This is a genomic window from Streptomyces avidinii (genome assembly GCF_014650695.1).
Classification (GTDB): domain Bacteria; phylum Actinomycetota; class Actinomycetes; order Streptomycetales; family Streptomycetaceae; genus Streptomyces; species Streptomyces avidinii.
On sequence record NZ_BMVL01000009.1, the window covers coordinates 298,967 to 324,487 of the forward strand.

24 protein-coding genes and 1 pseudogene are annotated in these 25,521 nt (G+C 71.0%); 16 read left to right on the forward strand and 9 right to left on the reverse strand.

Annotated features, from left to right (window positions below):
* The first annotated feature begins 5 nt into the window (after positions 1-5).
* From IE257_RS24550 to IE257_RS24570, 5 genes and pseudogenes are all read left to right on the forward strand, one after another.
* Complete coding sequence (locus IE257_RS24550; protein ID WP_189972077.1) at positions 6-635, forward strand: PadR family transcriptional regulator; 630 nt, start codon at positions 6-8, stop codon at positions 633-635.
* A gap of 77 nt (positions 636-712) precedes the next feature.
* The gene (locus IE257_RS24555) at positions 713-1,648 is read left to right on the forward strand and encodes an ATP-binding cassette domain-containing protein (protein ID WP_189972082.1); all 936 of its coding nucleotides are present in this window, start codon (positions 713-715) and stop codon (positions 1,646-1,648) included.
* A complete protein-coding gene (locus IE257_RS24560; RefSeq protein ID WP_189972083.1) occupies positions 1,645-2,475 on the forward strand; it encodes an ABC transporter permease in 831 nt (276 codons plus the stop codon). Before IE257_RS24555 ends, IE257_RS24560 begins: the two co-directional genes overlap by 4 nt.
* A gap of 125 nt (positions 2,476-2,600) precedes the next feature.
* On the forward strand, positions 2,601-3,359 hold the full coding sequence (locus IE257_RS24565; RefSeq protein ID WP_189972084.1) for a MerR family transcriptional regulator: 759 nt from the start codon (positions 2,601-2,603) through the stop codon (positions 3,357-3,359).
* A 120-nt stretch (positions 3,360-3,479) separates the two neighbouring features.
* A pseudogene (locus IE257_RS24570) lies at positions 3,480-4,160 on the forward strand (DedA family protein); the annotation flags it as partial.
* Between the two features lie 158 nt (positions 4,161-4,318).
* Here the strand turns inward: IE257_RS24570 and IE257_RS24575 are convergent.
* Together IE257_RS24575 and IE257_RS24580 are read right to left on the reverse strand one after the other, a co-directional pair.
* The gene (locus IE257_RS24575) at positions 4,319-5,959 is read right to left on the reverse strand and encodes a threonine/serine exporter family protein (RefSeq protein WP_229920632.1); all 1,641 of its coding nucleotides are present in this window, start codon (positions 5,957-5,959) and stop codon (positions 4,319-4,321) included.
* Between the two features lie 165 nt (positions 5,960-6,124).
* On the reverse strand, positions 6,125-6,619 hold the full coding sequence (locus IE257_RS24580) for an inorganic diphosphatase (RefSeq protein ID WP_008742522.1): 495 nt from the start codon (positions 6,617-6,619) through the stop codon (positions 6,125-6,127).
* A gap of 163 nt (positions 6,620-6,782) precedes the next feature.
* On the opposite strand from IE257_RS24580, the gene dacB reads away from it, so the two are divergent.
* The 6 genes from dacB (at position 6,783) to folE (ending at position 14,270) form a co-directional block, all read left to right on the forward strand.
* Positions 6,783-8,231, forward strand: coding sequence for a D-alanyl-D-alanine carboxypeptidase/D-alanyl-D-alanine endopeptidase (gene dacB / locus IE257_RS24585; protein ID WP_308279448.1), 1,449 nt, complete (start codon positions 6,783-6,785; stop codon positions 8,229-8,231).
* A 38-nt stretch (positions 8,232-8,269) separates the two neighbouring features.
* Positions 8,270-9,412 carry an Rv3626c family coenzyme F420 biosynthesis-associated protein gene (locus IE257_RS24590; protein ID WP_189972087.1) on the forward strand — a complete coding sequence of 381 codons (1,143 nt, stop codon included), beginning with the start codon at positions 8,270-8,272 and terminating at the stop codon, positions 9,410-9,412.
* 224 nt (positions 9,413-9,636) lie between these two features.
* The gene (gene tilS / locus IE257_RS24595; RefSeq protein WP_189972088.1) at positions 9,637-10,692 is read left to right on the forward strand and encodes a tRNA lysidine(34) synthetase TilS; all 1,056 of its coding nucleotides are present in this window, start codon (positions 9,637-9,639) and stop codon (positions 10,690-10,692) included.
* Between the two features lie 66 nt (positions 10,693-10,758).
* Entirely contained in the window at positions 10,759-11,319 is a 561-nt protein-coding gene (gene hpt / locus IE257_RS24600; protein ID WP_030228417.1) for a hypoxanthine phosphoribosyltransferase, read from the forward strand.
* 204 nt (positions 11,320-11,523) lie between these two features.
* Complete coding sequence (gene ftsH, locus IE257_RS24605) at positions 11,524-13,539, forward strand: ATP-dependent zinc metalloprotease FtsH (RefSeq protein WP_189972089.1); 2,016 nt, start codon at positions 11,524-11,526, stop codon at positions 13,537-13,539.
* Positions 13,540-13,661: 122 nt separating this feature from the next.
* Complete coding sequence (gene folE, locus IE257_RS24610; protein ID WP_189972090.1) at positions 13,662-14,270, forward strand: GTP cyclohydrolase I FolE; 609 nt, start codon at positions 13,662-13,664, stop codon at positions 14,268-14,270.
* An 86-nt stretch (positions 14,271-14,356) separates the two neighbouring features.
* On the opposite strand, the gene IE257_RS24615 is transcribed toward folE, so the two are convergent.
* The 6 genes from IE257_RS24615 to IE257_RS24640 all read right to left on the reverse strand — a co-directional run bounded on the left by IE257_RS24615 (position 14,357) and on the right by IE257_RS24640 (position 19,402).
* Positions 14,357-14,845: a DUF3180 domain-containing protein gene (locus tag IE257_RS24615; protein WP_189972091.1), complete on the reverse strand. Its 489-nt coding sequence runs from the start codon at positions 14,843-14,845 to the stop codon at positions 14,357-14,359.
* 46 nt (positions 14,846-14,891) lie between these two features.
* Entirely contained in the window at positions 14,892-15,500 is a 609-nt protein-coding gene (folK, locus tag IE257_RS24620) for a 2-amino-4-hydroxy-6-hydroxymethyldihydropteridine diphosphokinase (protein ID WP_189972092.1), read from the reverse strand.
* A complete protein-coding gene (gene folB, locus IE257_RS24625) occupies positions 15,497-15,856 on the reverse strand; it encodes a dihydroneopterin aldolase (RefSeq protein WP_030010912.1) in 360 nt (119 codons plus the stop codon). The genes folK and folB overlap by 4 nt, the downstream gene beginning before the upstream one ends.
* Positions 15,857-15,987: 131 nt before the next feature.
* Positions 15,988-16,431 carry a nuclear transport factor 2 family protein gene (locus IE257_RS24630; protein ID WP_189972093.1) on the reverse strand — a complete coding sequence of 148 codons (444 nt, stop codon included), beginning with the start codon at positions 16,429-16,431 and terminating at the stop codon, positions 15,988-15,990.
* Positions 16,432-16,456: 25 nt separating this feature from the next.
* Complete coding sequence (folP, locus tag IE257_RS24635) at positions 16,457-17,320, reverse strand: dihydropteroate synthase (protein WP_189972127.1); 864 nt, start codon at positions 17,318-17,320, stop codon at positions 16,457-16,459.
* A gap of 234 nt (positions 17,321-17,554) precedes the next feature.
* Positions 17,555-19,402 carry a phosphatidylglycerol lysyltransferase domain-containing protein gene (locus tag IE257_RS24640; RefSeq protein WP_189972094.1) on the reverse strand — a complete coding sequence of 616 codons (1,848 nt, stop codon included), beginning with the start codon at positions 19,400-19,402 and terminating at the stop codon, positions 17,555-17,557.
* A 152-nt stretch (positions 19,403-19,554) separates the two neighbouring features.
* On the opposite strand from IE257_RS24640, the gene IE257_RS24645 reads away from it, so the two are divergent.
* Entirely contained in the window at positions 19,555-20,664 is a 1,110-nt protein-coding gene (locus IE257_RS24645) for an alpha/beta hydrolase (protein ID WP_189972095.1), read from the forward strand.
* Positions 20,665-20,737: 73 nt separating this feature from the next.
* Here IE257_RS24645 and IE257_RS24650 read toward each other — a convergent pair whose 3' ends face one another.
* On the reverse strand, positions 20,738-21,700 hold the full coding sequence (locus IE257_RS24650) for an ABC transporter ATP-binding protein (RefSeq protein ID WP_189972096.1): 963 nt from the start codon (positions 21,698-21,700) through the stop codon (positions 20,738-20,740).
* 148 nt (positions 21,701-21,848) lie between these two features.
* On the opposite strand from IE257_RS24650, the gene IE257_RS24655 reads away from it, so the two are divergent.
* From IE257_RS24655 to IE257_RS24670, 4 genes are all read left to right on the forward strand, one after another.
* Positions 21,849-22,601, forward strand: coding sequence for an ABC transporter permease (locus IE257_RS24655; protein WP_189972097.1), 753 nt, complete (start codon positions 21,849-21,851; stop codon positions 22,599-22,601).
* 4 nt (positions 22,602-22,605) lie between these two features.
* A complete protein-coding gene (locus IE257_RS24660; protein ID WP_189972098.1) occupies positions 22,606-23,274 on the forward strand; it encodes an ABC transporter permease in 669 nt (222 codons plus the stop codon).
* A gap of 32 nt (positions 23,275-23,306) precedes the next feature.
* A complete protein-coding gene (locus tag IE257_RS24665) occupies positions 23,307-24,299 on the forward strand; it encodes an ABC transporter substrate-binding protein (RefSeq protein ID WP_189972099.1) in 993 nt (330 codons plus the stop codon).
* A 98-nt stretch (positions 24,300-24,397) separates the two neighbouring features.
* On the forward strand, positions 24,398-25,420 hold the full coding sequence (locus IE257_RS24670) for a hypothetical protein (protein ID WP_189972100.1): 1,023 nt from the start codon (positions 24,398-24,400) through the stop codon (positions 25,418-25,420).
* The last annotated feature ends 101 nt before the right edge of the window (positions 25,421-25,521 follow it).

Below are 25,521 nucleotides of genomic sequence, written 5' to 3' on the forward strand. Positions count from 1 at the left end.
GCCCCATGTCAGCGATCCGGCTTCTTGTCCTCGGCGCGGTCCGCCAGCACGGGCGGGCCCACGGGTACCAGGTACGCAACGACCTGGAGTACTGGGGCGCCCACGAGTGGTCGAACACCAAGCCCGGATCGATCTACCACGCGCTCAAGCAGATGGCGAAGCAGGGCGTCCTGCACGCGCACGAGGTGGCGCCGAGCGCGGCGGGCGGCCCGCCGCGCACCGAGTACGAGGTGACGGAGGCCGGCCGCCAGGAGTACTTCCGGCTGCTGCGCGAGGCCCTCGCGGCGTACGACCAGAAGACGGACGTGCTGTCGGCGGCGATCGGCTTCATGGTCGATCTGCCGCGGGCGGAGGTGCTCGCGCTGCTCCGGGAGCGGATGGCGAAGCTGGCTCTCTGGCGGTCGTCGGTGACGGAGTACTACACGCCGGAGGGCGGCCCGGAGTCGCTCGGGCACATCGGCGAGATCATGCACATGTGGGTCCACTCCGCGGACGCCGAGGCGGAGTGGACGCGGGGGCTGATCGCCCGGATCGAGGGGGGCGCGTACTCCTTCGCAGGTGAGGGCGGCGATCCGTTCGTGGGGGTCCTCGCGGACGGCCAGGAGAATCCGTACGCCGCGCGACAGGATGCCTAATCAAGTTTGACTAGCCGGATGGCGGGCATTACTTTGGGCGGCCCAGCTACTCAAATTTGACTAATGGAGGAGCGGTTTTGGCGATCTCCGTCGAAGGTGTGCACAAGCGGTACGGCGGCAAGCCCGCGCTGGCAGGGCTCGACCTGGAGGTGAAGTCCGGGACGGTGCAGGCCGTGCTCGGTCCCAACGGAGCCGGGAAGACCACGGCCGTGCGCATCATGAGCACCCTGCTGCGGCACGACGAGGGCGTGGTCCGGGTCGCGGGCCACGACGTACGCACCCAGGCGCCCGCCGTCCGAGCCCGGATCGGGCTGCTCGGCCAGCACGCGGCGCTCGACGAGGGCCTGGGCGGCCGGCAGAACCTGGAGATGTTCGGCCGCCTGAACCACCTCGGCGCGCGACGGGCCGGGCTGCGGGCCGACGAACTGCTGGACCTCTTCGGCCTCGCGGACACCGGGCGCAAGCCGGTGAAGCAGTACAGCGGCGGCATGCGGCGCCGCCTCGACCTCGCGGCGTCCCTGATCACCGAGCCGGAGGTGCTCTTCCTCGACGAGCCCACCACCGGGCTCGACCCGCGCGGCCGCGCCGAGGTGTGGAGCGCGGTCCGCTCGCTGGTGGGCGGCGGCACGACCGTCCTGCTGACCACGCAGTACCTGGAGGAGGCCGATCAGCTGGCCGACCGCATCACGCTGATCGATGCCGGGCGGGTGGCGGCCGAGGGCACGGCCGACGAGCTGAAGTCCCTCGTCGGGGCCGACCGGATCGTCGTCGTCCTGCGCGACGAGGCGCGGCTCGCGCAGGCGGCGCGGCTGCTGCCGGAGCCGGCTGTGGACGCGGACTCCCTCACCCTGAGCTTCCCGGTGGAGGACCGGATGGCGGGCCTGGCCCTGACCCTGCGCGTGCTGGAGGAGGCGGGCATCGAGGCGGTGGACCTCGCGGTCCGCCGCCCCACGCTCGACGAGGTCTTCCTGCACCTGACCGACCGTACGGACGCCGCGGAGGTGGCTGCATGAGCGTGAGCACGAGCACGAGCACGAGCGCGGGTCCGTCGGCGGGCCGGGGCGTGCCCTGGGTGGTCGTGGACTCCTGGACGATGACCCGGCGCGAGCTCGCGCACTGGGCGCGCCAGCCGGTCCAGATGGTCGTCGGCCTGGTCTTCCCGGTGATGCTGCTGCTGATGTTCGGCTTCCTGGTCGGCGGCGGACGCGGGATCGACGGCGAGTACGTGGAGTTCCTGGTGCCCGGGATGCTCGCACTGACCATGGCCTTCGGGCTGGAGGCGACCATGACCGCGGTCACCCAGGACCTGGGCAAGGGGGTGATCGACCGGTTCCGCGCCATGCCGATGTCCTCGGCGGCGGTGCTGGTCGGCCGCAGCGCCGCCGACATGCTCCAGTCGGCGGTGGGCCTGGCCGTCCTCGCGGGCGTCGGCCTGCTGCTGGGCTGGCGCTGGCACGGCTCGCCGGCGGCGGCGCTGCTGGCCTTCGCGCTGCTCCTGCTGCTGCGCTTCGCGATGCTGTGGATCGGTATCTACCTGGGCATGGTCGCGGGCCGCCCGGAGCTGGTGCAGGCGGTGCAGATCCTGGTGTGGCCGGTGGGCTTCCTCTCCAACGCGTTCGCCACTGCGGAGTCGATGCCGGGCTGGCTGGGGGCGGTGGTGGAATGGAACCCGATGTCGGCGACGGCGACCGCGGTCCGCGACCTGTTCGGCAACCCGGCCGCGGCCGGACCATCGTGGGCCGGTGACCATGCCGCGCTGCTGGCCGTCGGCTGGCCGGTGCTGCTGCTCGCCGTCTTCTTCCCGCTGGCGGTGGCCAGGTTCCGCGGCCTCGGCAAGTAGCCGCCGCGGCGGACGGGCGAAAAGACGCCGCGAGCGGACCCGCGAGCGGACCCGCGGAGGGACTTGCACCTCACGCCGCGTGAGGGACCACAGTGAAGGGCGTACCCAACCAGAGGGCGGAAGAGATGAGCTACTCCGTGGGCCAGGTCGCCGGATTCGCCGGAGTCACGGTGCGCACCCTGCACCACTACGACGAGATCGGCCTGCTCTCCCCGAGCGGCCGCAGCAACGCGGGACACCGGCGGTACGACGACGCCGACCTGGACCGTCTGCAGCGGATCCTGTTCTACCGGGAGCTCGGCTTCCCCCTCGACGAGGTCGCGGTCCTGCTGGACGACCCGGAGACGGATCCGCGGGAGCATCTGCGCCGGCAGCATGCCCTGCTGACCGACCGGATCGACCGGCTCCAGCAGATGGCCCAGGCCGTTGAGCACGCCATGGAGGCGAAGAAGATGGGCATCAACCTCACGCCCGAGGAGAAGTTCGAGGTCTTCGGGAACTTCGATCCCGATCAGTACGCCGCGGAGGCCGAGCAGCGCTGGGGCGGCACGGACGCCTACGCCGAGTCGCAGCGCCGGGCCGCCGCCTGCACCAAGGAGGACTGGAAGCGGATCCTGGCCGAGGCCGACGGCATCAACCGGCGCCTGGCCGCGCTGATGGACTCGGGAGCGGCCGCGGAGTCCGAGGAGGCCATGGACCTGGCCGAGGAGCACCGCGGCTGGATCGACGGGAACTGCTACACCTGCTCGTACGAGATGCACACCAATCTGGGCGAGATGTACGTGGCGGACGAGCGGTTCACGGCCACCTACGACGCCGTCCGGCCGGGGCTGGGCGTGTTCCTGCGGGACGCGATCATGGCCAACGCCGTACGCAAGGTGTAGGCGCGGACGTCACGCATCCGACCCCCTCCGGTCCCTGGAACCGGGCGGGGGTCGTGTGCGTTGATAATTGAAACCGCTCCTTCCGCAATACGCCCCCCGATCCAGGAGAGCCCGGAAACCGTGTATACGCTTGCGCTCGGCCCTGAGTGGCTGTCCCCGGACTATCTGATCTCGCACTTCGGTCTGATCGGCATCCTGGTCATCGTCTTCGCCGAGTCGGGACTCTTCGCGTTCCTCCCCGGCGACTCGCTGCTCTTCACGGCGGGCCTGCTGGTCGCGGACGGGCAGTACATCAAGCAGCCGCTGTGGCTGGTCTGCACCCTGATCGTGGCCGCCGCGATCATCGGCGACCAGGTCGGTTACATGATCGGCAAGTTCTTCGGGCCGAAGCTCTTCAACCGGCCCAAGTCCAAGCTCTTCAAGCGCGAGAACCTGGACAAGGCGCACGAGTTCATGGACAAGCACGGCCCCAAGGCCATCGTGCTCGCCCGCTTCGTGCCGATCATCCGCACCTTCGCCCCGATGGTCGCGGGCGCCGGCACGATGAAGTACCGCACCTTCCTGACCTACAACGTCATCGGGGGCATCGGCTGGGGAGCGGGCGTCACGATCGCCGGCTACTGGCTCGGGCAGATCGAGTTCATCAAGACGAACGTCGAGCCGATCCTGGTGGGCATCGTCCTGCTGTCGGTCATCCCGGTGGTCTTCGAGGTGCTGAAGGCCCGCAAGGAGAACAAGGCGAACGCCGGCGCCGAGTCGGCCGCCGTGCCCGCAGGCGACGGCTCCGGCCCGCAGGCCCCGGGCGCACGCGGCCGGCACGCCAAGCGCTGAGCCGCGCCCCGTACGCACGCCGCACGCCCGTACCGCCCCGGAGGCCCACGAGAGGCCCCGGGGCGTACGTGTGCCCGCACGGGGCCCGCGTACGGGGCTTCGCGTACGGGCGGCCCTGTGCGCGGCGCTCAGAAGCCGCGGGTCCGCTTGGCCGCGCGGCGCTTGGCGGCGCTCGCGGCTCCCGGGATGCGCATGAAGAGCCGTGAGGCCTCCGACCCGAGGTTGACGCCGATCGCGATGGCCAGCGCGATCGCCGCGGCGTTCACCAGCGAGCCCAGGCCCTCGTTCAGCCGGTTCTCGGCGATCAGCAGCAGCCCGTAGTACGTCGCCGAGCCGGGCAGCAGCGGGCCGATGGCGGCCGTCACGTACGGCAGGGCGGACGCGAAGCGGTAGCGGGAGAAGAGCTGCCCGAAGAGACCCACCAGCCCGGCGGCGATGGCCGTGGACGGTACGGGCGGGATGCCGCCCGCGTAGTGCAGGGCCCCGAAGGTGACCCAGGCGACGGCGCCGTTGAGGGTCACGATCCACACGGTGGAGCGTTCTTGCTGGAGCAGGATCGCGAAGGTGAACACCAGCACCATCGAGGCGGCGATCTGGATCAGCGGCCGCTGCTGGATCTGGAGGACCTCCTCCGGCCGCGGCGAGGCGTCGAACTGCAGCCCGACGTAGAGCACCACCAGCACGCCCATGATGATGCCGATGAAGAGGTACATGACCTCCAGCAGCCGGGCCGAGGCGGTGATGTAGTAGCCGGTCAGGCCGTCCTGCACGGCCGCGACCAGGGCCCGTCCCGGCAGCAGCGCGAACAGCCCACCGGTGATCACGGCGGACGCCTTGACGTCGATGCCGGTCATGTTCAGCGCCACCCCGATGGCGGCGGGCGGCATCGCGGCGACGACGAACTGGTAGAACTCGGGCAGTCCGCGCCCGGCGCACAGCCAGGCGAGGCGGTCGCCGAGGATCGCACCGATCACGGCGGCGAAGAAGACGAGGACCCCGCCGCCCACCAGGGTGGAGGCGGCGCCGGCGAGCAGTCCGGCGGAGGCGGTGAGCATCCAGCCGGGGTACGGGTGCCGGTTGCGGCGGATCTCGGCGAGGCGCCGGTAGGCCTCCTCCAGCGACACGTCGATCTCGTGCGCGCTGATGTCGTCCACGAGCCGGAACACGGCGGCGAGCCGGTTGTAGTCGGTGCCGCGGCGGCGCACGGTCCGGCTGGCCGAGACCGGATCGCCCACCAGCGAGGGGTGGTGGGTGATCGACAGCATGGTGAAGGTGACGGTCGGCTCGCAGCGGTCCAGCCCGTAGGAGCGGGCCACGGCGAACATCGCGGCCTCCACGTCCTCGGCGCCCTCACCGCCCGCGAGCAGCAGCTCGCCGATGCGCAGGGTCAGGTCGAGCACGCGGCCCACGGCGGGGCCCGTTTCGCTCAGCCTCTGGACCGGCTCCGGCACGGGCCGGATGTCGACCGGCATGCGCAGCATGGTGCGCATCCGGTCCTGCCAGGGCGATTCCTTCAGCAGTACGACGGGGAAGCCCTGGCCGGGGGTGTAGGCGGGCGGGGACTGCGCGGCCCGGTAGGTGGCCGGGGCGGCGAAGGCCGATCCCTCGGGCTCCGGCTGCACCGGATCGGCGCCCGCCGGACGGGCGAATTCCGAAGTGGGCTGGTCCTCCTCGGAAACCTCCGGCTCCATCCCCGGCGGCGGCGTGAAGGCGCTGTGCGCCTCGTCGGACTGGGGCTTCCTGTCCTCGGCCCCGTCGGCATCCGCCACGCGTCCTCCAGTCCGTGATCACCCTGGGCATCAGTATGCGGAATCGTTTCCTCCCGCCGCACGCCCGCGAACGCGACAGCGGGCGGCATCCCCCGAGGGGATACCGCCCGCCATGTCACAGGGGGCGCGGGGGAGTCCCCCGGCCCGTTACCGCCGAGCGCGAGCTCAGTGGTGGCCGCCCTGCGCCTCCAGGCGCTTGTACGAGGCCTCGATCTCGGCCTCGGCCTCGGTGCGGCCGACCCAGTTCGCGCCCTCGACGGACTTGCCCGGCTCCAGGTCCTTGTAGACCTCGAAGAAGTGCTGGATCTCCAGGCGGTCGAACTCGGAGACGTGGTGGATGTCGCGCAGGTGCTCGACACGCGGGTCGGAGGCCGGCACGCAGAGCAGCTTGTCGTCGCCGCCCGCCTCGTCCGTCATGCGGAACATGCCGATGGCGCGGCACTTGATCAGGCAGCCCGGGAAGGTCGGCTCGTCAAGGATGACCAGCGCGTCCAGCGGGTCGCCGTCCTCGCCGAGGGTGTTCTCGACGAAGCCGTAGTCGGCCGGGTAGCTGGTCGAGGTGAAGAGGCGACGGTCCAGACGGATCCGGCCGGTCTCGTGGTCCACCTCGTACTTGTTCCGCGAACCCTTGGGGATCTCGATGGTGACGTCGAACTCCACGTCCTGCTCCTCCATGATCAGCTGCATTGCTTCGAGACTGCGTTGATTGCACCGCGTGCGCGTCCGGCCCAGCCCTGCCGGGTGGGGTGCCATGCTCGCGGCAAGACGCAGTGGTTAAGTGTCCCTCACGCATATGTGTGATCGCGAAAGGGGCTGGTCCGAGGTGCCATTGGACAAGACGTGGCAGCTCATCGCGGGTTCGGCCGTCGCCGGCCTGGCCCTGTCGGTGGCAGCGGTGGCCGCCGCCGGTCCTTGGGACTCCGGCCAGCGTAAGGCCGAGCGGGACAGCGCCGCCTCCTGGGGCCTTACGGGTGGCGCAGATCACGGTGACGGGCCCGGTTCCGGGGACCTGCCGCAGGCCGCGCCCAGCGCTCCCGGGGTGCTCGGCGGAATCGGCCCCGGGGCGGCGCGCGCACAGTCGGCGCCCGCCGCGCCCGCCTCCGCCGGGGGCCTGGCCGCCGTACTGAAGCCGCTGCTCGCCGATCCCGCGCTCGGCACCGCCCGTACCGCTTCCGTGGTCGACACCGCTACCGGGCAGGTCCTCTACGAGTCCGGGGCGCGGGACGCCATGACCCCCGCCTCCACCGTCAAGATCGCCACCGCCGCGGCCGTGCTGGCCGCCCTCGGGCCCGAGCACCGGATCAGGACCACGGTCGCGCCCGGCGCCTCCCCCGGGCAGATCGTCCTCGTCGGCGGCGGCGACCCCTCGCTCACCGCGAAGAAGAAGAGCCCCGCGGGCTCCGGCGGCAGCCTCGTCGCCCTCGCCGCCGACACCGCGCAGGCCCTCAAGGCCGCCGGCACCGCCACGGTGACCCTGGGCTACGACGACAGCCTCTACGCCGGCCCCGCCCGCCACCCGATCGGCGTCAACCCCAACATCGCTCCGGTGACCGCCCTGGCGGCCGACGAGGGCCGCCCCGACGAGTCCACCTCCGGACCCGTGGACCGGGCCGAGGACCCCTCCCGCGACGCCGCGCGCGCCTTCCGCACCCTGCTGGCCGAACGCGGCATCGAGGTCACCGGCGAACCGGCCCGGGCCAAGGCCGCCGCCGGCGTCCAGCCGCTGGCCGTCACCCTGTCCACCCCGATCGCCGGACTGGTCGAGCGGATGCTGACCAACAGCGACAACGACATCGCCGAGGCCCTCGCCCGGCAGACCGCCCTCGCCTCCGGCCGGCCCGCGAGCTTCGAGGGCGCCGAGAAGGCCGTCACCGAGCGGCTCACCGCCCTCGGCGTCGACACCGCCGGCTCCCGCTTCGCCGACGGCAGCGGCCTGAACCGTGCCGACAGGATCAGCGCCGGCCTGCTCACCGGGCTGCTCGTCAAGGCCGCCGACCCGCAGCGCCCGGAGCTGCGGCCGGTGCTCACCGGACTGCCCGTCGCCGGATTCACCGGAACCCTGAAGGCCCGCAACGCCGGCAGTTCACCGGCCGCCGGCCTGCTCCGGGCCAAGACCGGCACCCTGACCGGGGTGAACTCCCTCTCCGGCACCGTCGTCGACCCCTCCGGCCGACTGCTCGCCTTCGCCTTCCTGACGGCGAACAGCCCCGGCCCCGAGGGCGCCGAGAAGGCCCTCGACAAGCTGGCCGCCGCCGTCGCGACCGCTTCGTAGGGGGTCCGCCGGAGGGCCGGTCCACGTACGGTTGACGCATGACGAGCATCAGTGGTGCGGAGATGGTCGACTGGAACCTCGCGGTGGCGACCGCGACCCGGCTGGTACGACCCGGCCCGGAAGTCACCCGCGACGAGGCGCGGGCCGTCGTGGCGGAGCTGCGGCGGCACGCCAGGACCTCGGAACGGCACGTGCGCGAGTTCACCCGGATGATCCCGGAGGGGGCGGCCGTCCCCGACACGCCCGTCCTGGTCGTCGACCGGGCCGGCTGGGTCAAGGCCAATGTCGCGGGCTTCCGCGAGCTGCTCCAGCCGCTCCTCGGCAAGATGCAGGAACGCCGCGCGGGCGCCCCCGGCGGCGCCGTGCTCGGCGTGGTCGGCGGCAAGGTCACCGGCGTCGAGCTGGGCATGCTGCTCAGCTTCCTGGCCTCCCGGGTCCTGGGCCAGTACGAGACCTTCGCACCGGTCTCCCGGGACCTGCCGGCCTCCGCCGCGGGCGGCCGGCTGCTGCTCGTCGCGCCCAACATCGTGCACGTCGAGCGCGAGCTGGAGGTGCATCCGCACGACTTCCGGCTGTGGGTCTGCCTGCACGAGGAGACGCACCGTACACAGTTCACGGCCGTCCCGTGGCTGCGCGCCCACCTCGAAGGCGAAATCCAGACTTTCCTCGGCGCCACCGATGTGGACCCGGGCACCGTCCTGGAGCGCATCCGCGAGGCCGCCCAGTCCTTCGCAGGCGCCCGCCCGGACGCCGAGGGCGGAGACGAGGGCCGCTCGCTCGTGGAGCTCGTACAGACCCCCGAGCAACGCGAGATCCTGGCCCGCCTCACCGCCGTCATGTCCCTGCTGGAGGGTCACGCAGACTTCGTCATGGACGGGGTCGGCCCCCAGGTGGTGCCCTCGGTCGCCGAGATCCGCGAGAAGTTCCAGCAGCGCAGGGCCAGCGGCGCCGGCCGGCTCGACGCCGCCCTGCGCAAGCTGCTGGGCCTCGACGCCAAGCTGCGCCAGTACCGCGACGGCGAGCGGTTCGTGCGCGCCGTCGTCGGCCAGGTCGGCATGGACGGCTTCAACCGCGTATGGACCTCCCCGAACACACTGCCGACCAAGGCCGAGATCGCCACGCCCGCCGACTGGGTCGCCCGGGTGCACAGCAAGGGGAGCGAACAGAGCGAAGCGGAGTGACACAGGGGGCGTAAACATGTCTCACTGGGGGAAGCAGCGTCACCCGTCCGAGGGACCGTGGGCCGTGGAAGGGCGTGCGATGCTCGGGGAACGGCTCGGCTCTGTCACCATCGACGCACTCTGAGTGACATCCTCCCGTTCCGCGGGGGCAGCCGGGCAGCAGCACCCCAGCACACCACCCCAACGCCTCCGAGGCATCCGAACTCCATCGAAGGGCACCGGACATGGGTCCCCATCCTGCGGTCGCGGCGATACGCCTGGCGGTCCGCCGCGTACTCCACGACGTCCTCACCGACCTCACCGACCTCACCGATCACCCGGGCAGTCCCCCCGCCCCCCGCACCGCCGGGGGCTCCCTGCCGCTCGTCCTCGTCGCCTGCTCCGGCGGCGCCGACTCCATGGCCCTCGCCTCGGCCCTCGCCTTCGAGGCCCCCAAGCTCGGCATCCGGGCCGGCGGCATCACCGTCGACCACGGCCTCCAGCCCGGCTCCGACCTGCGTGCCGCCGAGGTCGTCAGCCGCATGACCGCACTCCGCCTCGACCCGGTGGAGTCCGTCGCCGTGCGCGTCGGCCGTGACGGCGGACCCGAGGCCGCCGCCCGCGACGCCCGCTACGGGGCCCTGGACGAGGCCGCGGACCGGCTCGGCGCCGCCGCCGTGCTGCTCGGCCACACCCGGGACGATCAAGCCGAAACCGTCCTGCTGGGCCTGGCCCGCGGCTCCGGCATCCGCTCGCTGTCCGGCATGCCCGAGGTCTCCGGCGGCAGCGCGGGCCGCACGAACCGCTACCGCCGGCCCTTCCTCCAGGTCGACCGCCAGACCGCCCGCAAGGCGTGCATGGTCCAGTCCCTCCCCGTCTGGGACGACCCGCACAACATCGACCCCGCCTACACCCGCTCCCGGCTGCGCCACGAGGGACTGCCCGCCCTCGAGAAGGCGCTCGGCAAGGGAGTCGTCGAGGCACTCGCCCGCACGGCGCAGCTCTCCCGGGACGACGCCGACGCCCTGGACGCCTGGGCCGCCGAGGCGGAGACCGGCGTACGCGACGCGGACGGGCGCCTGGAGTGCGCCAAGCTCTACGCCCTGCCCCCGGCCGTCCGGCGCCGTGTGCTGCGCAGGGCCGTGGTCGCCGCCGGTTCCCCCGCGGGCTCCCTCTTCGCCCGCCACATCGAAGAAGTCGACCGCCTCATCACCGGTTGGCGCGGTCAGGGCGCCATCAACCTGCCCGGCCGGGTCGAGGCCCAGCGGCAGGGTGGCAGACTTGTCATCCGGCAGGGCTGATTGGTGCTGAAACACGGCTGAGTCCTCCGGGGTGGCCCCCCGGAGCCCCGGCCGACAACGAAAGTGATGCGGGTGGACGAGAAGGACATGGGCAGCGACCTCCAGTCGGTGCTCATCACCAAGGAAGAGATCGACGCGAAGCTGGCCGAGCTGGCCGCGAAGATCGACGCGGAGTACGCGGGCAAGGACCTGCTCATCGTCGGTGTGCTCAAGGGCGCGGTGATGGTGATGGCGGACCTGGCGCGTGCCTTGTCCACCCCCCTCACCATGGACTGGATGGCGGTGTCCTCGTACGGCGCCGGGACCCAGTCCTCGGGCGTGGTGCGGATCCTCAAGGACCTGGACACCGACATCAAGGACAAGCACGTCCTGATCGTCGAGGACATCATCGACTCGGGTCTGACGCTGTCCTGGCTGCTGTCGAACCTGGGCTCGCGCCAGCCGGCCTCCCTGGAGGTCGTCACGCTGCTGCGCAAGCCCGAGGCGGCGAAGGTCGCGATCGACGTGAAGTGGGTCGGCTTCGACATCCCGAACGAGTTCGTCGTGGGCTACGGCCTCGACTACGCGGAGAAGTACCGCAACCTGCCGTTCGTCGGCACCCTCGCCCCGCACGTCTACGGCGGCTGATCCCGCTCCCGTCCCCGGGAACCCCGGCAGGCCCGCGGGGAACCTGGGGGCGATTCCCGCCGTTGGAGCAGGGGAAGGCGGGTCTGTCAGCCGTCCCATGAGGCCGCGGGTGACAATACAGGGGTACATTCCGAAGAACAGTCTTTACTCACAGCAGCATTTACCTACGGGCAGGAGGGACGGGGCGCCTGGCGCCCCGTATGGATGGACGTGAAGCGATACTTCCGTGGGCCGGTCATGTGGATCGTGCTGGCCGTCCTCGCCGTGGTCGTGTTGATGAATGTCGTCGGCTCCGGCGGCGGCTACAAGACGGTGGACACCAGCGAGGTCATCAAGGCGATCAACAGCGGCCAGGTGCAGAGCGCCGAGCTCACCACCGGCGACAGCCAGATGATCAAGGTCGAGCTGAAGAAGGACCAGAAGCTCGGCGACAACTCCGGCACCAAGTTCCAGGCCAACTACATCGGAGACCAGGGCGTTCAGCTCGCGGACAATCTCCAGAAGAAGTACGAAGCCGGCCAGATCCCCGACGGCTACAAGGTCGCGCCGGACAAGACCAGCCCGTTCCTGAGCGTGCTGCTCTCTCTCCTGCCCTTCGTCCTCATCGTCGTTGTCTTCCTGTTCCTGATGAACCAGATGCAGGGTGGCGGCTCCCGGGTCATGAACTTCGGGAAGTCCAAGGCCAAGCTCATCACCAAGGACACCCCGAAGACGACGTTCGCCGATGTCGCGGGCGCGGACGAGGCCGTCGAGGAACTCCACGAGATCAAGGAGTTCCTCCAGGAGCCGGCGAAGTTCCAGGCCGTCGGCGCCAAGATCCCCAAGGGCGTGCTGCTCTACGGCCCGCCCGGCACCGGTAAGACCCTGCTCGCGCGTGCCGTCGCGGGCGAGGCCGGTGTTCCCTTCTACTCGATCTCCGGTTCCGACTTCGTCGAGATGTTCGTCGGTGTCGGTGCCTCGCGTGTCCGTGACCTGTTCGAGCAGGCCAAGGCCAACGCGCCGGCGATCGTCTTCGTCGACGAGATCGACGCCGTCGGCCGGCACCGCGGTGCGGGTCTCGGTGGCGGTCACGACGAGCGCGAGCAGACCCTCAACCAGCTGCTCGTCGAGATGGACGGCTTCGACGTGAAGGGCGGGGTCATCCTGATCGCCGCCACGAACCGTCCGGACATCCTCGACCCGGCCCTCCTGCGCCCCGGCCGCTTCGACCGCCAGATCGCGGTCGACCGTCCGGACATGCAGGGCCGTCTGGAGATCCTCAAGGTCCACCAGAAGGGCAAGCCGGTCGCCCCGGACGTCGACCTGGGCGCCGTTGCCCGTCGTACGCCCGGCTTCACCGGTGCCGATCTCTCCAACGTCCTGAACGAGGCCGCGCTGCTCACGGCCCGCTCGGACAAGAAGCTGGTCGACAACCACGCGCTGGACGAGGCGATCGACCGTGTCGTGGCGGGCCCGCAGAAGCGGACCCGGATCATGTCGGACCGGGAAAAGAAGATCACGGCGTACCACGAGGGCGGACACGCCCTGGTCGCGGCGGCCTCCCCGAACTCCGACCCGGTCCACAAGATCACGATCCTGTCCCGCGGCCGGGCCCTGGGTTACACCATGGTCCTGCCCGACGAGGACAAGTACTCGACCACGCGCAACGAGATGCTCGACCAGCTGGCGTACATGCTGGGCGGGCGCGCGGCCGAGGAGCTGGTCTTCCACGACCCGACCACCGGCGCGGCGAACGACATCGAGAAGGCCACCGCCACGGCGCGGGCCATGGTCACGCAGTACGGCATGACCGAGCGTCTCGGTGCGATCAAGTTCGGCGGCGACAACACCGAGCCGTTCCTGGGCCGCGAGATGTCGCACCCGCGGGACTACTCGGAAGAGGTCGCGGCGCTGGTCGACGAAGAGGTCAAGAAGCTCATCGAGACCGCGCACAACGAGGCCTGGGAGATCCTCGTCGAGAACCGTGACGTCCTCGACAACCTGGTCCTCGCGCTGCTGGAGAAGGAGACGCTGAACAAGGAGCAGATCGCCGAGATCTTCTCGACGATCGTGAAGCGTCCGGCCCGCCCCGCGTGGACCGGCTCCTCCCGCCGCACCCCCTCCACCCGTCCGCCGGTGCTCTCGCCCAAGGAGCTCCAGCTGACGAACTCGGCGAACGGCACGTCGGCCGTGTCGGTGGAGAAGGCCCCCGAGGCCTCGCCGGAGGAGCTCACGGACTAGTCCGTGAGCCCGTCCACCCGGAATGGAAGCCGCGCCCCCCAGGTTCTAGCCTGGGGGGCGCGGCACTTTGATTTGACGTGCCCGCGAGTGCGAGTGCACAGGCACACAGGAACGAGGAAGCAATGACGGACCCAGTGACCCTGACCGGCGACGAGGACACGATCGGCGTGTTCGACGAGAAGCGCGCCGAGGCGGCGGTCCGTGAGCTGCTGATCGCGGTCGGCGAGGACCCGGACCGCGAGGGCCTGCTGGAGACCCCGGCGCGCGTGGCGCGGGCGTACAGGGAGATATTCGCCGGCCTCTACCAGAAGCCCGAAGAGGTCCTGACCACGACGTTCGACCTCGGTCACGACGAGATGGTCCTGGTGAAGGACATCGAGGTCATGTCGAACTGCGAACATCACCTGGTTCCCTTCCACGGCGTGGCCCACGTCGGCTACATCCCGTCCACCGACGGCAAGATCACCGGCCTGTCGAAGCTGGCCCGCCTCGTGGACGTGTTCGCCCGCCGCCCCCAGGTGCAGGAGCGACTGACCACGCAGATAGCCGACTCCCTGATGGAGATACTGGACCCGCGCGGGGTCATCGTGGTCATCGAGTGCGAGCACATGTGCATGACCATGCGCGGTGTCCGCAAGCCCGGCGCGAAGACCATCACCTCCGCGGTCCGCGGTCAGCTCCGCGACCCCGCCACCCGCAACGAGGCCATGAGCCTGATCATGGCCCGCTGAGCCGGTGCCCGCACACGGCCTGTAGGCCCGTGGCTCCGTAAGCCCCGTAAGCCCCGTAAGCCCCGTAAGCCCCGGAAGCGGCGCCGTCAGGCGTGGGCGGCCGGGGCTTCAGGCGTTTCGTCGTCCTCCGGGAGTTTGAGGACGTGTTCCAGGAAGAGGGCCGCGGCGACGACCGCCACGCCCGCCAGGACCGAGAAGCCGGCGTACCAGGCCTGGTCGCGGCGGGCCGGGACGTCGAGGGCGTCGGTCAGCAGGAAGACGCCCACACCGCCGTACATGCCCGCGACCAGGGCCGCCACCAGGGCGCTGGCCTGGGCGAAGACCACCGCGCGGGCCGCCATCAGCGGCTCCACGCCCTTGGCGCCCGGGCGGCGCTCGCGCTGGGCCTTGAGGCGGGACCGCAGCGACAGGGCGGTGGCCAGCAGTACCGCCGCGATGACGCCCAGGACGATCGGTGCGGCCAGCGGAACGCCCGGCAGGATGCCGTAGGCGTTCCACAGGCGCGCGCCGGCCCAGGACAGGACCCCGGCGACCACGAAGATGCCTGCCAGGACCGCCGGCCTCAGTTGCTTCACTTGCCTGTTCCCCACTTTCAGCGAATAGCCGTGAACAGGCTAACGACTACTCGGGGAGGTGGAGTTCCAGGTCGAGGCGCGGCGTCACGCCGACCAGACCGATCTCGGCCAGCAGCGCGGCGACCTCTCCGCGGCCCGGGATCCGGGCCTCCGGGTCGATGTCGTGCCAGGGGGCCAGCACGAAGGCGCGCTGGTGGGCACGCGGGTGCGGGAGCGTGAGCACCGGGTCGTCGGAGACCCTGTCGGCGTACGCGACGATGTCCACGTCGATCGTGCGCGGGCCCCAGCGCTCCTCGCGGACGCGGTCGAAGGCCTCCTCCACGGCGTGCGCGCGCTCCAGGAGCGAGGACGGCGGCAGGGTGGTCTTCACGGCGACGACCGCGTTGAGGTACGAGGGCTGCGAGCCGGGCTCGACGCCCCACGGCTCGGTCTCGTAGACGGGGGAGACGGCCTTGATCCGCATGCCCGGGGTGTCACCGAGGGCGTCGATGGCGCCCTGCAGGGTCTCCAGCCGGTTGCCGAGGTTCGCTCCGAGCGCGATGACGGCCCATTTGGGGTTGGACAGGGTGACGTCCGCCGCGTCGACCGTCTCCACGACGGAGGCGGGGACCGGCTGGACGGTGGGGTCGCTCTGAGCGTTCAGTCCGTTGTTCATGCGCGGCTCCGGGTGATCGTGATGGTCACGTCGTCGAAGGGGACGGTGATGGGCGCGTCCGGCTTGTGGACGACGACCTCCACCTGCGCCACCGCTTCGTGCTTGAGGCACTGCTGGGCGATTCGCTCGGCCAGGGTTTCGATCAGGTCGACGGGCTCACCCTGGACCACGTCGACGACCTCTTCGGCGACGACCCCGTAGTGCACGGTCTTCGCCAGGTCGTCCCCGGCCGCAGCGGGACGGGTGTCGAGGTGCAGCACGAGGTCGACGATGAAGGTCTGGCCCTCCTCGCGCTCCCGGGGGAAGACGCCGTGGTGCCCGCGAGCCTTGAGGCCGCGCAGCGCGACACGATCCACGCGAATCACTCCTGCTTTCGTAAGTGCTTCCGGTCCCGGGGCTCCCCGGGGCCATGGGCCTGCGCCGAGTGCGGTCGGCGTCGTCCGTCTTCGAATTTACCTGCGAAATACTCCGGCTCCCGCCGGAGGGGTCAGGAGGCGTCCTCATCCTCGTCGTCGTCGGACTCCGTGAGGACGGGAGAACCGTGGTGGGACCACAGTCGCCAGCCCTCGGATGTGCGTCGGAACACATTCGTGGCGACGACCAGCTGACCGACGAGCGGGCCGAGTTCCCCGCCGTCCTCGGCGGGACCGCCGCTGAGGATGTTCTCCGTACAGGTGACCAGGGCGGTATCACCTATTACAGCCACTTTGGTGTCGGTCAGGAAGAACTGAATGTAGTCGGTGTGCGACATGATGAGCGCGTACGAGCGCAGGACCTCGCCGCGGCCCGACAGCACCGGCCAGCCGGGGTGCACGCAGGAGATCTCGTCCTCCAGCCAGAGCGCCGACAGTGAGTCGAAGTCCCCCTGCTCCATTGCCTCGTAGAAGGCCGTGTTGACCTCTTCGACCGCCTCGATGTCGGTTCTGCTCACGGTGCTCCTTGTCGGTGGGTGACGATCAGAGTGCCCCTTCGACGGCCCGGGCAACCCGAACGGCGTCCGCGGTCGCCCGTACCTCGTGGACGCGTACGGCCCAGGCGCCCTGGTGGGCGGCGATCGCGGAGACGGCTGCCGTCGCGGCGTCGCGCTCGCGGGCGGGCGGCGGGGCGGCGTCGGCCGCGCCGGCCAGGACCCGGCCGAGGAAACGCTTCCTCGATGCGGCGACCAGCAGCGGGAAGCCCAGCGCGCGCAGTTCGGGGAGGTGGGCGACCAGGGCCAGGTCGTGCTCGGCGTTCTTCGCGAAGCCGAGACCGGGGTCGACCAGGAGGCGCTCGGGGGCGATCCCGCCGGCCACGACCGCGTCGATCCGGGCCCGCAGCTCGGCGGTCACCTCGGCGACCACGTCCTCGTAGACGGCGAGGCTGTTCATGCCGGCGCTGAAGCCGCGCCAGTGCATCACCACGAAGGGCACCTCGGCGGCGGCGACGGCCGGGATCATCCCGGGGTCGGCCAGGCCGCCGCTGACGTCGTTGACCAGCATCGCTCCGACCTCGACCGCGCGGGCGGCGACGGTCGCGCGCATGGTGTCTACGGAGACGGTCACGCCCTCGGAGGCCAGGCCGCGCACCACGGGGACGACCCGGCGCAGCTCCTCCTCCTCGTCGACGCGGGAGGCGCCGGGGCGGGTGGACTCGCCGCCGACGTCGACGAGGTCGGCGCCGTGCTCGGCGAGGTCGAGGCCGCGCTTAACCGCGGCGGTGGTGTCGAACCAGCGACCGCCGTCGGAGAAGGAGTCGGGGGTGACGTTGACCACGCCCATGACCCCGCAGCGGTCCCAATCCGGCAGACCTGCGACCCGGCCCCTGCCGGTGGCTCCGCGCATCGTGTTCATAGGTCCAAGGGTAGGGCTGACCTGGATACAGCAGGGCCCCGGCGGCTCGTGGCCGCCGGGGCCCCGGCCGGGCGGGCGTATCGGGACTGCGTACGGGACCGTGGACGGGGACTGCGCCGGATCTGCGTCCGGCTTCCCCGGATCCGGGCCGGAAGCCCGGGCGTCCGGCCCGGGCCCGGGCCCGCCGGGGGCGGGGCCGCAGGGGCCCCGCACGCCCGGCGAGGGCTACGCCGCCTGGACCTCGCGCTCGGTCTGCTTCGGCACCGTCGCCATGTGGGTGTGCGTGCAGGTGCGCACCGGCTTGGGGCGCCGGCGGCTGGCGAACAGCCGGGGCAGGGCCAGCGTCACGAAGCCCTCGGCCTGCATCGCGGCGAAGCCGATGCGGGGCAGGTCGCGGGTGGTGCGGAAGACCACGAAGCGGGGCTCCCAGCGGGGGCGGAACTTCGCGTTGAACTTGTACAGCGACTCGATCTGGAACCAGCGGGACAGGAAGACCAGCAGGCCCCGCCACATCCGCAGGACCGGGCCGGCGCCGATCTTCTCGCCGCGGGCGAGGGCCGAGCGGAACATCGCGAAGTTCAGCGAGACCTTCTCGATCTTCAGACCGGGGGCGGCCTCCAGGGAGGCGACGATGAGCAGCTCGTTCATGCCGGGGTCGGCGGCGCGGTCGCGGCGCATCAGCTCCAGCGACATGCCGTCGGTGCCCCACGGGACGAAGTGCAGGACGGCCTTCAGGTCGCCGAAGGGGCTGGTGTCGCCCTCCTCGATGCGGTGGGCGGTGGCGATGAAGCAGTCGCCGTCGCCCGGGTCTCCGACCCGGCCCAGCGCCATGGAGAAGCCGCGCTCGGTGTCGGTGCCGCGCCAGGCCTCGGCGGCGCCGCGCACCTGCTCCAGCTCCGCTTCGGTGAGCTCGCTGACCCGCCGGACCTTGGTGGTGTAGCCGTTGCGCTCGATGCGCTTCACCATCTGGCGGACATTGCGCATGGCGCGGCCCGAGAGGGAGAAGTCTTTGACATCGACAATCGCCTCGTCACCCAGCTCCAGGGCGTCGAGACCGGTCTCGCGGGTCCAGACCTCGCCGCCGGTCTCGCTGCAGCCCATGACGGCCGGGGTCCAGGAGTGGGCCTTGGCCTCTTCCATGAACCGCTCGATCGCGCCGGGCCAGGCCTCGACGTCGCCGATGGGGTCGCCGGAGGCGAGCATCACGCCGGAGACGACGCGGTAGGTGACGGCGGCCTTGCCGCTGGGGGAGAAGACGACGGCCTTGTCGCGGCGGAGCGCGAAGTGGCCGAGCGAGTCGCGGCCACCGTGCTTGGCGAGCAGCTCGCGCAGCTTGCCCTCGTCGTCGGCGGTGAGCCGGGCGGCCGGGTGCTCGGGGCGGAAGGCCAGGTACATGGTGGTGAGGGCGGTCAGCATGCCGAGCGCGCCGAGGGAGTAGCCGACGGTCCAGGAGACCTGGCCGGCGTAGTCGACGGGGCCCTCGAAGCCGAAGAGGCCGTAGACGACGTGCGTGATCTGCTCGTACAGGCCCGGGTTGCCGACGACCTTGTTCGGGTGGACGTTGACGATGAGCAGGCCGAGCCCGATGGAGCCGGCGCTCATCAGCACGAAGTTCGCGAGCGCCTTCCAGCGGCTGCGCGGGTCGGGCAGCGCCTTGAATTCACCCTGGTGGCGCAGCAGCAGCGCGAAGAGCACCGCTGCGATGACCACGCCGGGGATCGAGTGCCGGTAGAGGAACTGCGCCGCTGCGCCGGCCGGCAGCAGGACCATCGCCGCCCGCCAGGCCCGGCGCTTGCGGCGCTTGAGGCCGTGCGCGAGCAGCAGGAGCAGTACGCCCGCGCTGATGGCGAGGGCCGCTGCGAACGGGCCGAAGACCGGCAGCACCTCCGCCACCGCGTGGATCCGGCTGTGCCGGAAGCGGGGGAACACCCCTGCCGCGATGTCCAGAAGGCCGACGATCATGACGGCCGTACCTACCAGGCCGGGCACCGACTCCGGCTGTGGTCCTCGGAGGATTCGGCGGACCCTGCTCGGAACCTGTCCCGACTTATCGCCATCTATCCTGCTAGACATCGCTTCCCGTTGCTCCGCGAGAGATCAAGTGGCCGAAGGCCGCGACAGCCTCCGGTGTGTGGTGCGTCCCTTAGGACGACATCGACGAGGAGCGGGTTCACTCTTTCGTCGGAAAAAAACAGTCCTGCCACCAGAAAGTCGACTTACTGCTCATGGGTCTCACCAGTAATACGGTTCTGGCGCTGGCCATCCTCGCCGGTGTGCTGCTCTTCGCAGCCACGGTCTGGTTCTGGCCGAAGCTCTCGAACCGCACCTGGCGCGCGTTCGCCGGCCGCATCGGGCTGCTGCTGGCGACCCAGCTGGCGCTGTTCTCGGCTGTGGGGCTCGCGGCTAACAAGTCGTTCCTCTTCTACGGTTCCTGGGCCGACCTGCTCGGCCAGGAGACGTCCATGGGCAAGGTCGTCGACCACTCGATGAGCAGCAAGGACATCAAGGTCGTCGACAAGCAGAAGCTGGACGTACCCGGCGGCGCCAAGCCCCAGGTCGGTGGTCAGATCCTGAAGGTTGCCATAACCGGGCAGAAGTCGAAGATAACGAGCCCCGGCTACGTCTGGCTCCCGCCGGAGTACTTCCAGCCGCAGCACAAGGACCAGAACTTCCCCGCGTCCATCGTCCTGACGGGCTACCCGGGCACCGCCGAGAACCTGATCAAAGGGCTCGACTACCCGATGAAGGCCTTCAGCCTGTCCAAGTCGGGCAAGATGAAGCCGATGATCCTGGTCATGCTGCGCCCGACCATCGCGCCGCCGCGTGACACCGAGTGCGTCGATATACCCGGCGGACCGCAGACCGAGACCTTCTTCGGCGAGGACCTCCCGCAGGCCATCAAGGACACCTTCCGGGTCGGCAAGAAGCCCCAGAACATGGGCTTCATCGGCAACTCCACGGGCGGTTACTGCGCCCTGAAGATCGCCGCGCACTACCCGGAGACCTTCGGTGCCGCCGCGGGTCTGTCCGCGTACTACGACGCTCCGGACGACCCGACGACCGGTGACCTGTTCCACGGGGACGAGAAGCTGAAGAAGCGCGCCGACGTGCTGCACAGCATCGCGAACAAGAAGCCGACCGGTACGTCCTTCCTCGTCACCAGCAGCGAGAAGGGCGAGCCGAACCTCGGCGACACCAAGAAGTTCATCAAGAAGGTGCAGGGCCCGGACCGGGTCTCCTCCATCATCCTCGACAGCGGTGGCCACAACTTCAACACGTGGCGACGGGAGATCCCGCCGATGCTCACGTGGATGAGCAACCGCCTGGAGGCCTGACCCGCCCCGCGCCGACCCGGCGCCGACGCACCCGTGACCGGCCTCCCGAGGCCGGTCACAGCCGTTTCCGGGGCTACGCCTCCTGCAGTTGGGCCCGCCGCAGGGCCCGGTGGACCCCCTCCGGGGTCAGTACGCCGGCCAGCGCGCCGGTGTCCGGGTCCGTGACCCCGATCCGCCCCGAGTCCTCCTGCAGCAGGGCCGCGAGCGCCTCGCGCAGCGTCGCCCCCAGCGGCACCGACGCGGCCGGGGCCCTCCCGTCGGCCGCCGCCAGGTCGGCCGCCTCGACCGCGGTCACCGCGAGCCGCTTGAGACCGCGGTCGGCGCCGACGAAGGAGGCCACGTACTCGGTGGCCGGCGCCCCGAGCACCGCCGCCGGGCGGGCGAACTGCTCGATGGTGCCCGTCCCGTAGACCGCGATGCGGTCGCCGAGCCGGATCGCCTCCTCCAAGTCGTGGGTGACCAGCAGGATCGTCTTGCGCACCGTCCGCTGAAGCGTCAGGAATTCGTTCTGCAGCCGCTCGCGCACCACCGGGTCCACCGCGCCGAACGGCTCGTCCATCAGCAGCACCGGCGGATCGGCGGCGAGCGCGCGGGCCACGCCGACGCGCTGGCGCTGCCCGCCCGACAGCTGCTCCGGGTACCGGCCCCCGTACACGGCCGGGTCCAGGCCCACCAGTTCGAGCAGTTCGGCCGCCCGGGCGCGGGCCTGCGCCTTGGGGGTGCCGATCAGCTGCGGCACGGTCGCCGTGTTCTCCAGCACCGTCTTGTGCGGGAACAGCCCGACCTGCTGGATGACGTACCCGATACGGCGGCGCAGCTCGACCGGATCGGCGGCCGCGATGTCCTCGCCGTTCAGCAGGATCCGGCCGGAGGTCGGGTCGATCAGCCGGTTGACCATCTTCATCGTGGTGGTCTTGCCGCAGCCGGACGGGCCCACGAGCGTGACGAGCTCACCCTCCGCCACCTCGAAGGACAGGTCCTCGACGGCTGTCGTCCCGTCGGGGTAGCGCTTGGTCACATGCTCGAATCGGATCACAAGCTCATCTTTCCGCACGCGTGCCGCTGATTTGTGAAGGGCGTGTTGCCCCAGTGCGAAGGATTCCGGCCATTGTGGGTCGTGGGGGTTAGGGTCGCTGTGACGGGTGATCGTGAAGACGTACGTTCGAATGATGGGGGGTGGGGGCATGGCCGGGCAGAACTGCCTCGTGGCGAACGACTGGATCTGCTGGGACTACGTCACCTCCCGCTCCCAGGAACTCACCGACGCCACCCTCGAACACATATGGATCACGGCCGTATCCGTCCTGATCGGCATCGCCGTGTCCGTGCCGCTCGCCCTGCTGGCCCGCCGCGGCCGCCACTGGGCGGCGCCCGTCCTGGGCCTGACCACCCTGCTCTACACGATCCCCTCGCTGGCCATGTTCTCCCTGCTGCTGCCCGTCTTCGGGCTCTCGGCGGCGCTGGTGGTGACCGGGCTGGTGCTGTACTCGCTCACGATCCTGGTCCGTAACGTGCTGGCCGGCCTGGAGGCCGTCCCCGAGGACGTACGGGAGGCCGCGCGCGGCATGGGATACGGCCCCGGGCGCCTGCTGTGGCAGGTCGAACTGCCGCTCGCACTGCCCGCGCTGCTCGCCGGCGTACGGATCGCCACCGTCTCGACGGTCGCGCTGACCACCGTCGGCTCCATCGTCGGCAAGGGCGGCCTCGGCAACCTCATCGCGCCGGCCGTGAACAGCTCCTTCAAGGCCCAGGTGCTCACCGCCTCCGTGCTGTGCGTGCTGCTCGCGCTCGTGGCCGACCTGCTGCTGCTCGGCCTGCAGCGCCTGCTCACCCCGTGGACCCGGGCCGGCGGCGGTGGCCGGGCCGCGGCCCCTGCGAAGGATCCGGCCCGCACCGCGGCGCAGTCTCCGGCTCCGGCTCCGGCGAAGGGGGCCTGAGGCCGTGGACGTCATCACAGGGGCCTGGGACTGGCTGGCGAACGGCGCCAACTGGGCGGGGGAGAGCGGTGTCTGGCACCGGCTCGGCGAGCACGTCTACGTCAGCGCGGTCGCGCTCGCGCTCGCCTGCGCCGTGGCGCTGCCGATCGGCCTGTTCCTCGGCCACCTCGGCAAGGGCGGCACCCTCGCGATCAACATCTCCAACATCGGCCGGGCCGTCCCCGTCTTCGCGGTCCTGGCGCTGTTCATGGTCTCCCCGCTGCGCAACGCGGGCTACCTGCCGACCATCGCCGCGCTCGTGCTGTTCGCCGTTCCGCCGCTGCTGACCAACGCGTACGTCGGCATGCGCGAGGTGGACCGCTCGGTGGTGGAGGCCGCCCGGGGCATGGGCATGTCCGGGACCCAGCTCTTCCTGCGCGTCGAGCTGCCGCTCGCCCGCGGCCTGGTGATGACCGGGCTGCGCTCGGGCGCCGTGCAGGTCATCGCCACGGCCACGATCGCCGCCATGGTCGGCCAGGGCGGCCTCGGCCGGATCATCACCGCCGGATTCAACACGTACAACACCCCGCAGGTCGTCGCGGGAGCCCTGCTGGTGGCCGCCCTCGCCCTGCTGGTGGAGGGCGCGCTGGTGGCGGCCGACCGGCTGCTGCCCGGGACCGCGGCCTCCCGCTGAATCCTGTCCATCGCCTCGAACGGAGTACCTCCATGACCAAGACCACGCGCGTCCTCGGCGCGTCCCTGGGCGCCCTTGCGCTGACGGTGTCGCTGGCCGCGTGCGGCGGCGACAGCCTGGAGAAGAGCAAGGACGGCGGCGCGGCCTCCGACGGCTCCTCCTCGTCCGCGGGCGGTGGCAAGGGCAGCCTGGTGATCGGCGCGGCCGGGTTCACCGAGTCGAACGTGCTCGCCGAGCTGTACGCGCAGATCCTGAAGGACGCGGGCTACAGCACGTCGGTCAAGACGGTCAACAACCGCGAGCTGTACGAGCCGTCGCTGGAGAAGGGCGAGATCGACGTCGTCCCGGAGTACGCGGCAACGCTCGCGGAGTTCCTCAACGCCAAGGTGAACGGCCCGAAGGCGCCCGAGGAGAAGCCGGTCGCCTCCAGTGACGTCGCGGCGACGGTGGCGGGTCTGGAGAAGCTGGCGGCCCCGCTCGGCCTGAAGGCGCTGGCCGCGGGTGAGGCGGTCGACCAGAACGCATTCGCGGTGACCAAGGAATTCGCCCGCAAGAACAACCTGAAGACCCTTTCCGATCTTGGTAAGTCCGGACTCAAGGTGAAGATCGCGGCGGGCGACGAATGCAGCGTCCGGCCCTTCTGCGCGCCGGGGTTGACGAAGACGTACGGAATTCAGGTTTCCGGTGTCGACCCGAAGGGCGTCGGCACCCCCCAGGCCAAGCAGGCGGTCAAGGACGGCGCCGACCAGCTCGTGCTCACCACGACCACCGACGCCACCCTCGACAGCTTCGACCTGGTCCTGCTGGACGACGACAAGAAGCTCCAGAACGCCGACAACGTCCTGCCGGTGGTCAACGCCAAGGACGCCGGTACGCCGGAGGTCGCGGCAGCGCTCGACAAGCTGACCAAGGTGCTCACGACGGCCGATCTCGTCGACCTGAACCGGAAGGTGGACGCCGAGCGCGCCAAGCCGGCCGATGTCGCGAAGGCCTACCTGGAGTCCAAGGGCCTGCTGAAGAAGTAGCGCGCACGGGGTTGATGGAGAAATGTGGGGTAACTGCCCGGGAAGAGTTTGCCGGGCGGGTATCCCACTCGACCCCCGGGCCCTGTAAATTTCGGGCCATGCCCCGTGGACGCCACCGCAATCCCGAACCCCTGCACCGGCTGCTCACGCCGACGACCGTGGCCGGCGTGTCCGTCGCCAGTGCGGGCGCGGCCTGGTTGCTGGCGGAACCGATGGCGCTGCGGCTGCTCGTGGCCGTCACGGCGGCCGCCGGGGTCGCCGGCGCCGTCGTCATGCGCGCCTGGGACCGCTCGGCGGGCCGCCGCGTCGCGGAGCTCGCGCGCGAGCGGGTCAAGGACGAGTGGCGGACGGACGAGCGGATAGCCGAGCTCGAATCCGACCTCGAAGAAGCCCGGATGCTGCGGGCCCGGCTCGACGCCAAGCTGCGGGCCAAGCGGGTCGAACTCGCCGGCCTGCGCGGCGAGCACGCGGCGCTGCTGCGCCGGTACGCGACCGCCGAGACCGAGCGCGCCAGCGCCCTGGAGGGCCGCCGGCTGCTGGCCTTGGAGGCCTCTGCGGCTCCGGCCTCGACCCCCAAGGAACTTCCGGCCGTCACCGAGGAGCGCACCTCGGCGGGCGCGCCCACCACGGTCGGCTACGCCCGGGCCCACGCGGCCCTCGGCGCACTGGCCCGCAAGCGGCAGACGCGGGAGCTGCCCGCGGCCCCGTCCGCCCCGACCCTCCCGGAGCCCGACCCCACTCCCGGCCCCGGCCGGGGCCACGCCCCCGTTCCCGCTGCGGCGCCCTCGGTGCCCGCGCGTCGTCCGGCGGCCGCGGTGGCCCCGTACGCGGCCCAGCGGCGCACGGCCTCCCGCGTCGAGGGCGGCTTCGACTTCTTCGGCACCAAGAACGCGGCGCAGGCCCGCGCGGTGATCGAGGCGGTCCAGAACGAGGACCTGGCCGATGTGGTCGGCGCGGAGGCCCTCGCCGTGCACAAGGCGGAGTCGGCCCGGGCCGTCGCGGAGCCGGAGTTCAAGCCGGCGACCGACGAGACCCGGGCGGTGGGTCAGGTCATCGACCTGACGGCCCACGACGAGACCGAGCCGATCGACGTGGTCCGGCTGCGCACCGCCATCTCCTAGAGCCGGTGTGCCGGGCGCTGCCCGGACCCGCGCCTCGATCGCCGGCGAGGCTGGATGTGCGGGCCCGCACCTCAGTGGGCGGTGTGGCTGGGGTGTGCGGC

Coding starts and splice junctions, on each gene's coding strand:
- IE257_RS24550 (WP_189972077.1), top strand. CDS start 6: ATGTCAGCGATCCGGCTTCTTGTCCTCGGCGCGGTCCGCCAGCACGGG.
- IE257_RS24560 (WP_189972083.1), top strand. CDS start 1,645: ATGAGCGTGAGCACGAGCACGAGCACGAGCGCGGGTCCGTCGGCGGGC.
- IE257_RS24565 (WP_189972084.1), top strand. CDS start 2,601: ATGAGCTACTCCGTGGGCCAGGTCGCCGGATTCGCCGGAGTCACGGTG.
- IE257_RS24590 (WP_189972087.1), top strand. CDS start 8,270: ATGACGAGCATCAGTGGTGCGGAGATGGTCGACTGGAACCTCGCGGTG.
- tilS (WP_189972088.1), top strand. CDS start 9,637: ATGGGTCCCCATCCTGCGGTCGCGGCGATACGCCTGGCGGTCCGCCGC.
- hpt (WP_030228417.1), top strand. CDS start 10,759: ATGCGGGTGGACGAGAAGGACATGGGCAGCGACCTCCAGTCGGTGCTC.
- ftsH (WP_189972089.1), top strand. CDS start 11,524: ATGGACGTGAAGCGATACTTCCGTGGGCCGGTCATGTGGATCGTGCTG.
- folE (WP_189972090.1), top strand. CDS start 13,662: ATGACGGACCCAGTGACCCTGACCGGCGACGAGGACACGATCGGCGTG.
- folK (WP_189972092.1), bottom strand. CDS start 15,500: ATGAACAACGGACTGAACGCTCAGAGCGACCCCACCGTCCAGCCGGTC.
- folP (WP_189972127.1), bottom strand. CDS start 17,320: ATGCGCGGAGCCACCGGCAGGGGCCGGGTCGCAGGTCTGCCGGATTGG.
- IE257_RS24640 (WP_189972094.1), bottom strand. CDS start 19,402: ATGTCTAGCAGGATAGATGGCGATAAGTCGGGACAGGTTCCGAGCAGG.
- IE257_RS24645 (WP_189972095.1), top strand. CDS start 19,555: ATGGGTCTCACCAGTAATACGGTTCTGGCGCTGGCCATCCTCGCCGGT.
- IE257_RS24655 (WP_189972097.1), top strand. CDS start 21,849: ATGGCCGGGCAGAACTGCCTCGTGGCGAACGACTGGATCTGCTGGGAC.
- IE257_RS24665 (WP_189972099.1), top strand. CDS start 23,307: ATGACCAAGACCACGCGCGTCCTCGGCGCGTCCCTGGGCGCCCTTGCG.
- IE257_RS24670 (WP_189972100.1), top strand. CDS start 24,398: ATGCCCCGTGGACGCCACCGCAATCCCGAACCCCTGCACCGGCTGCTC.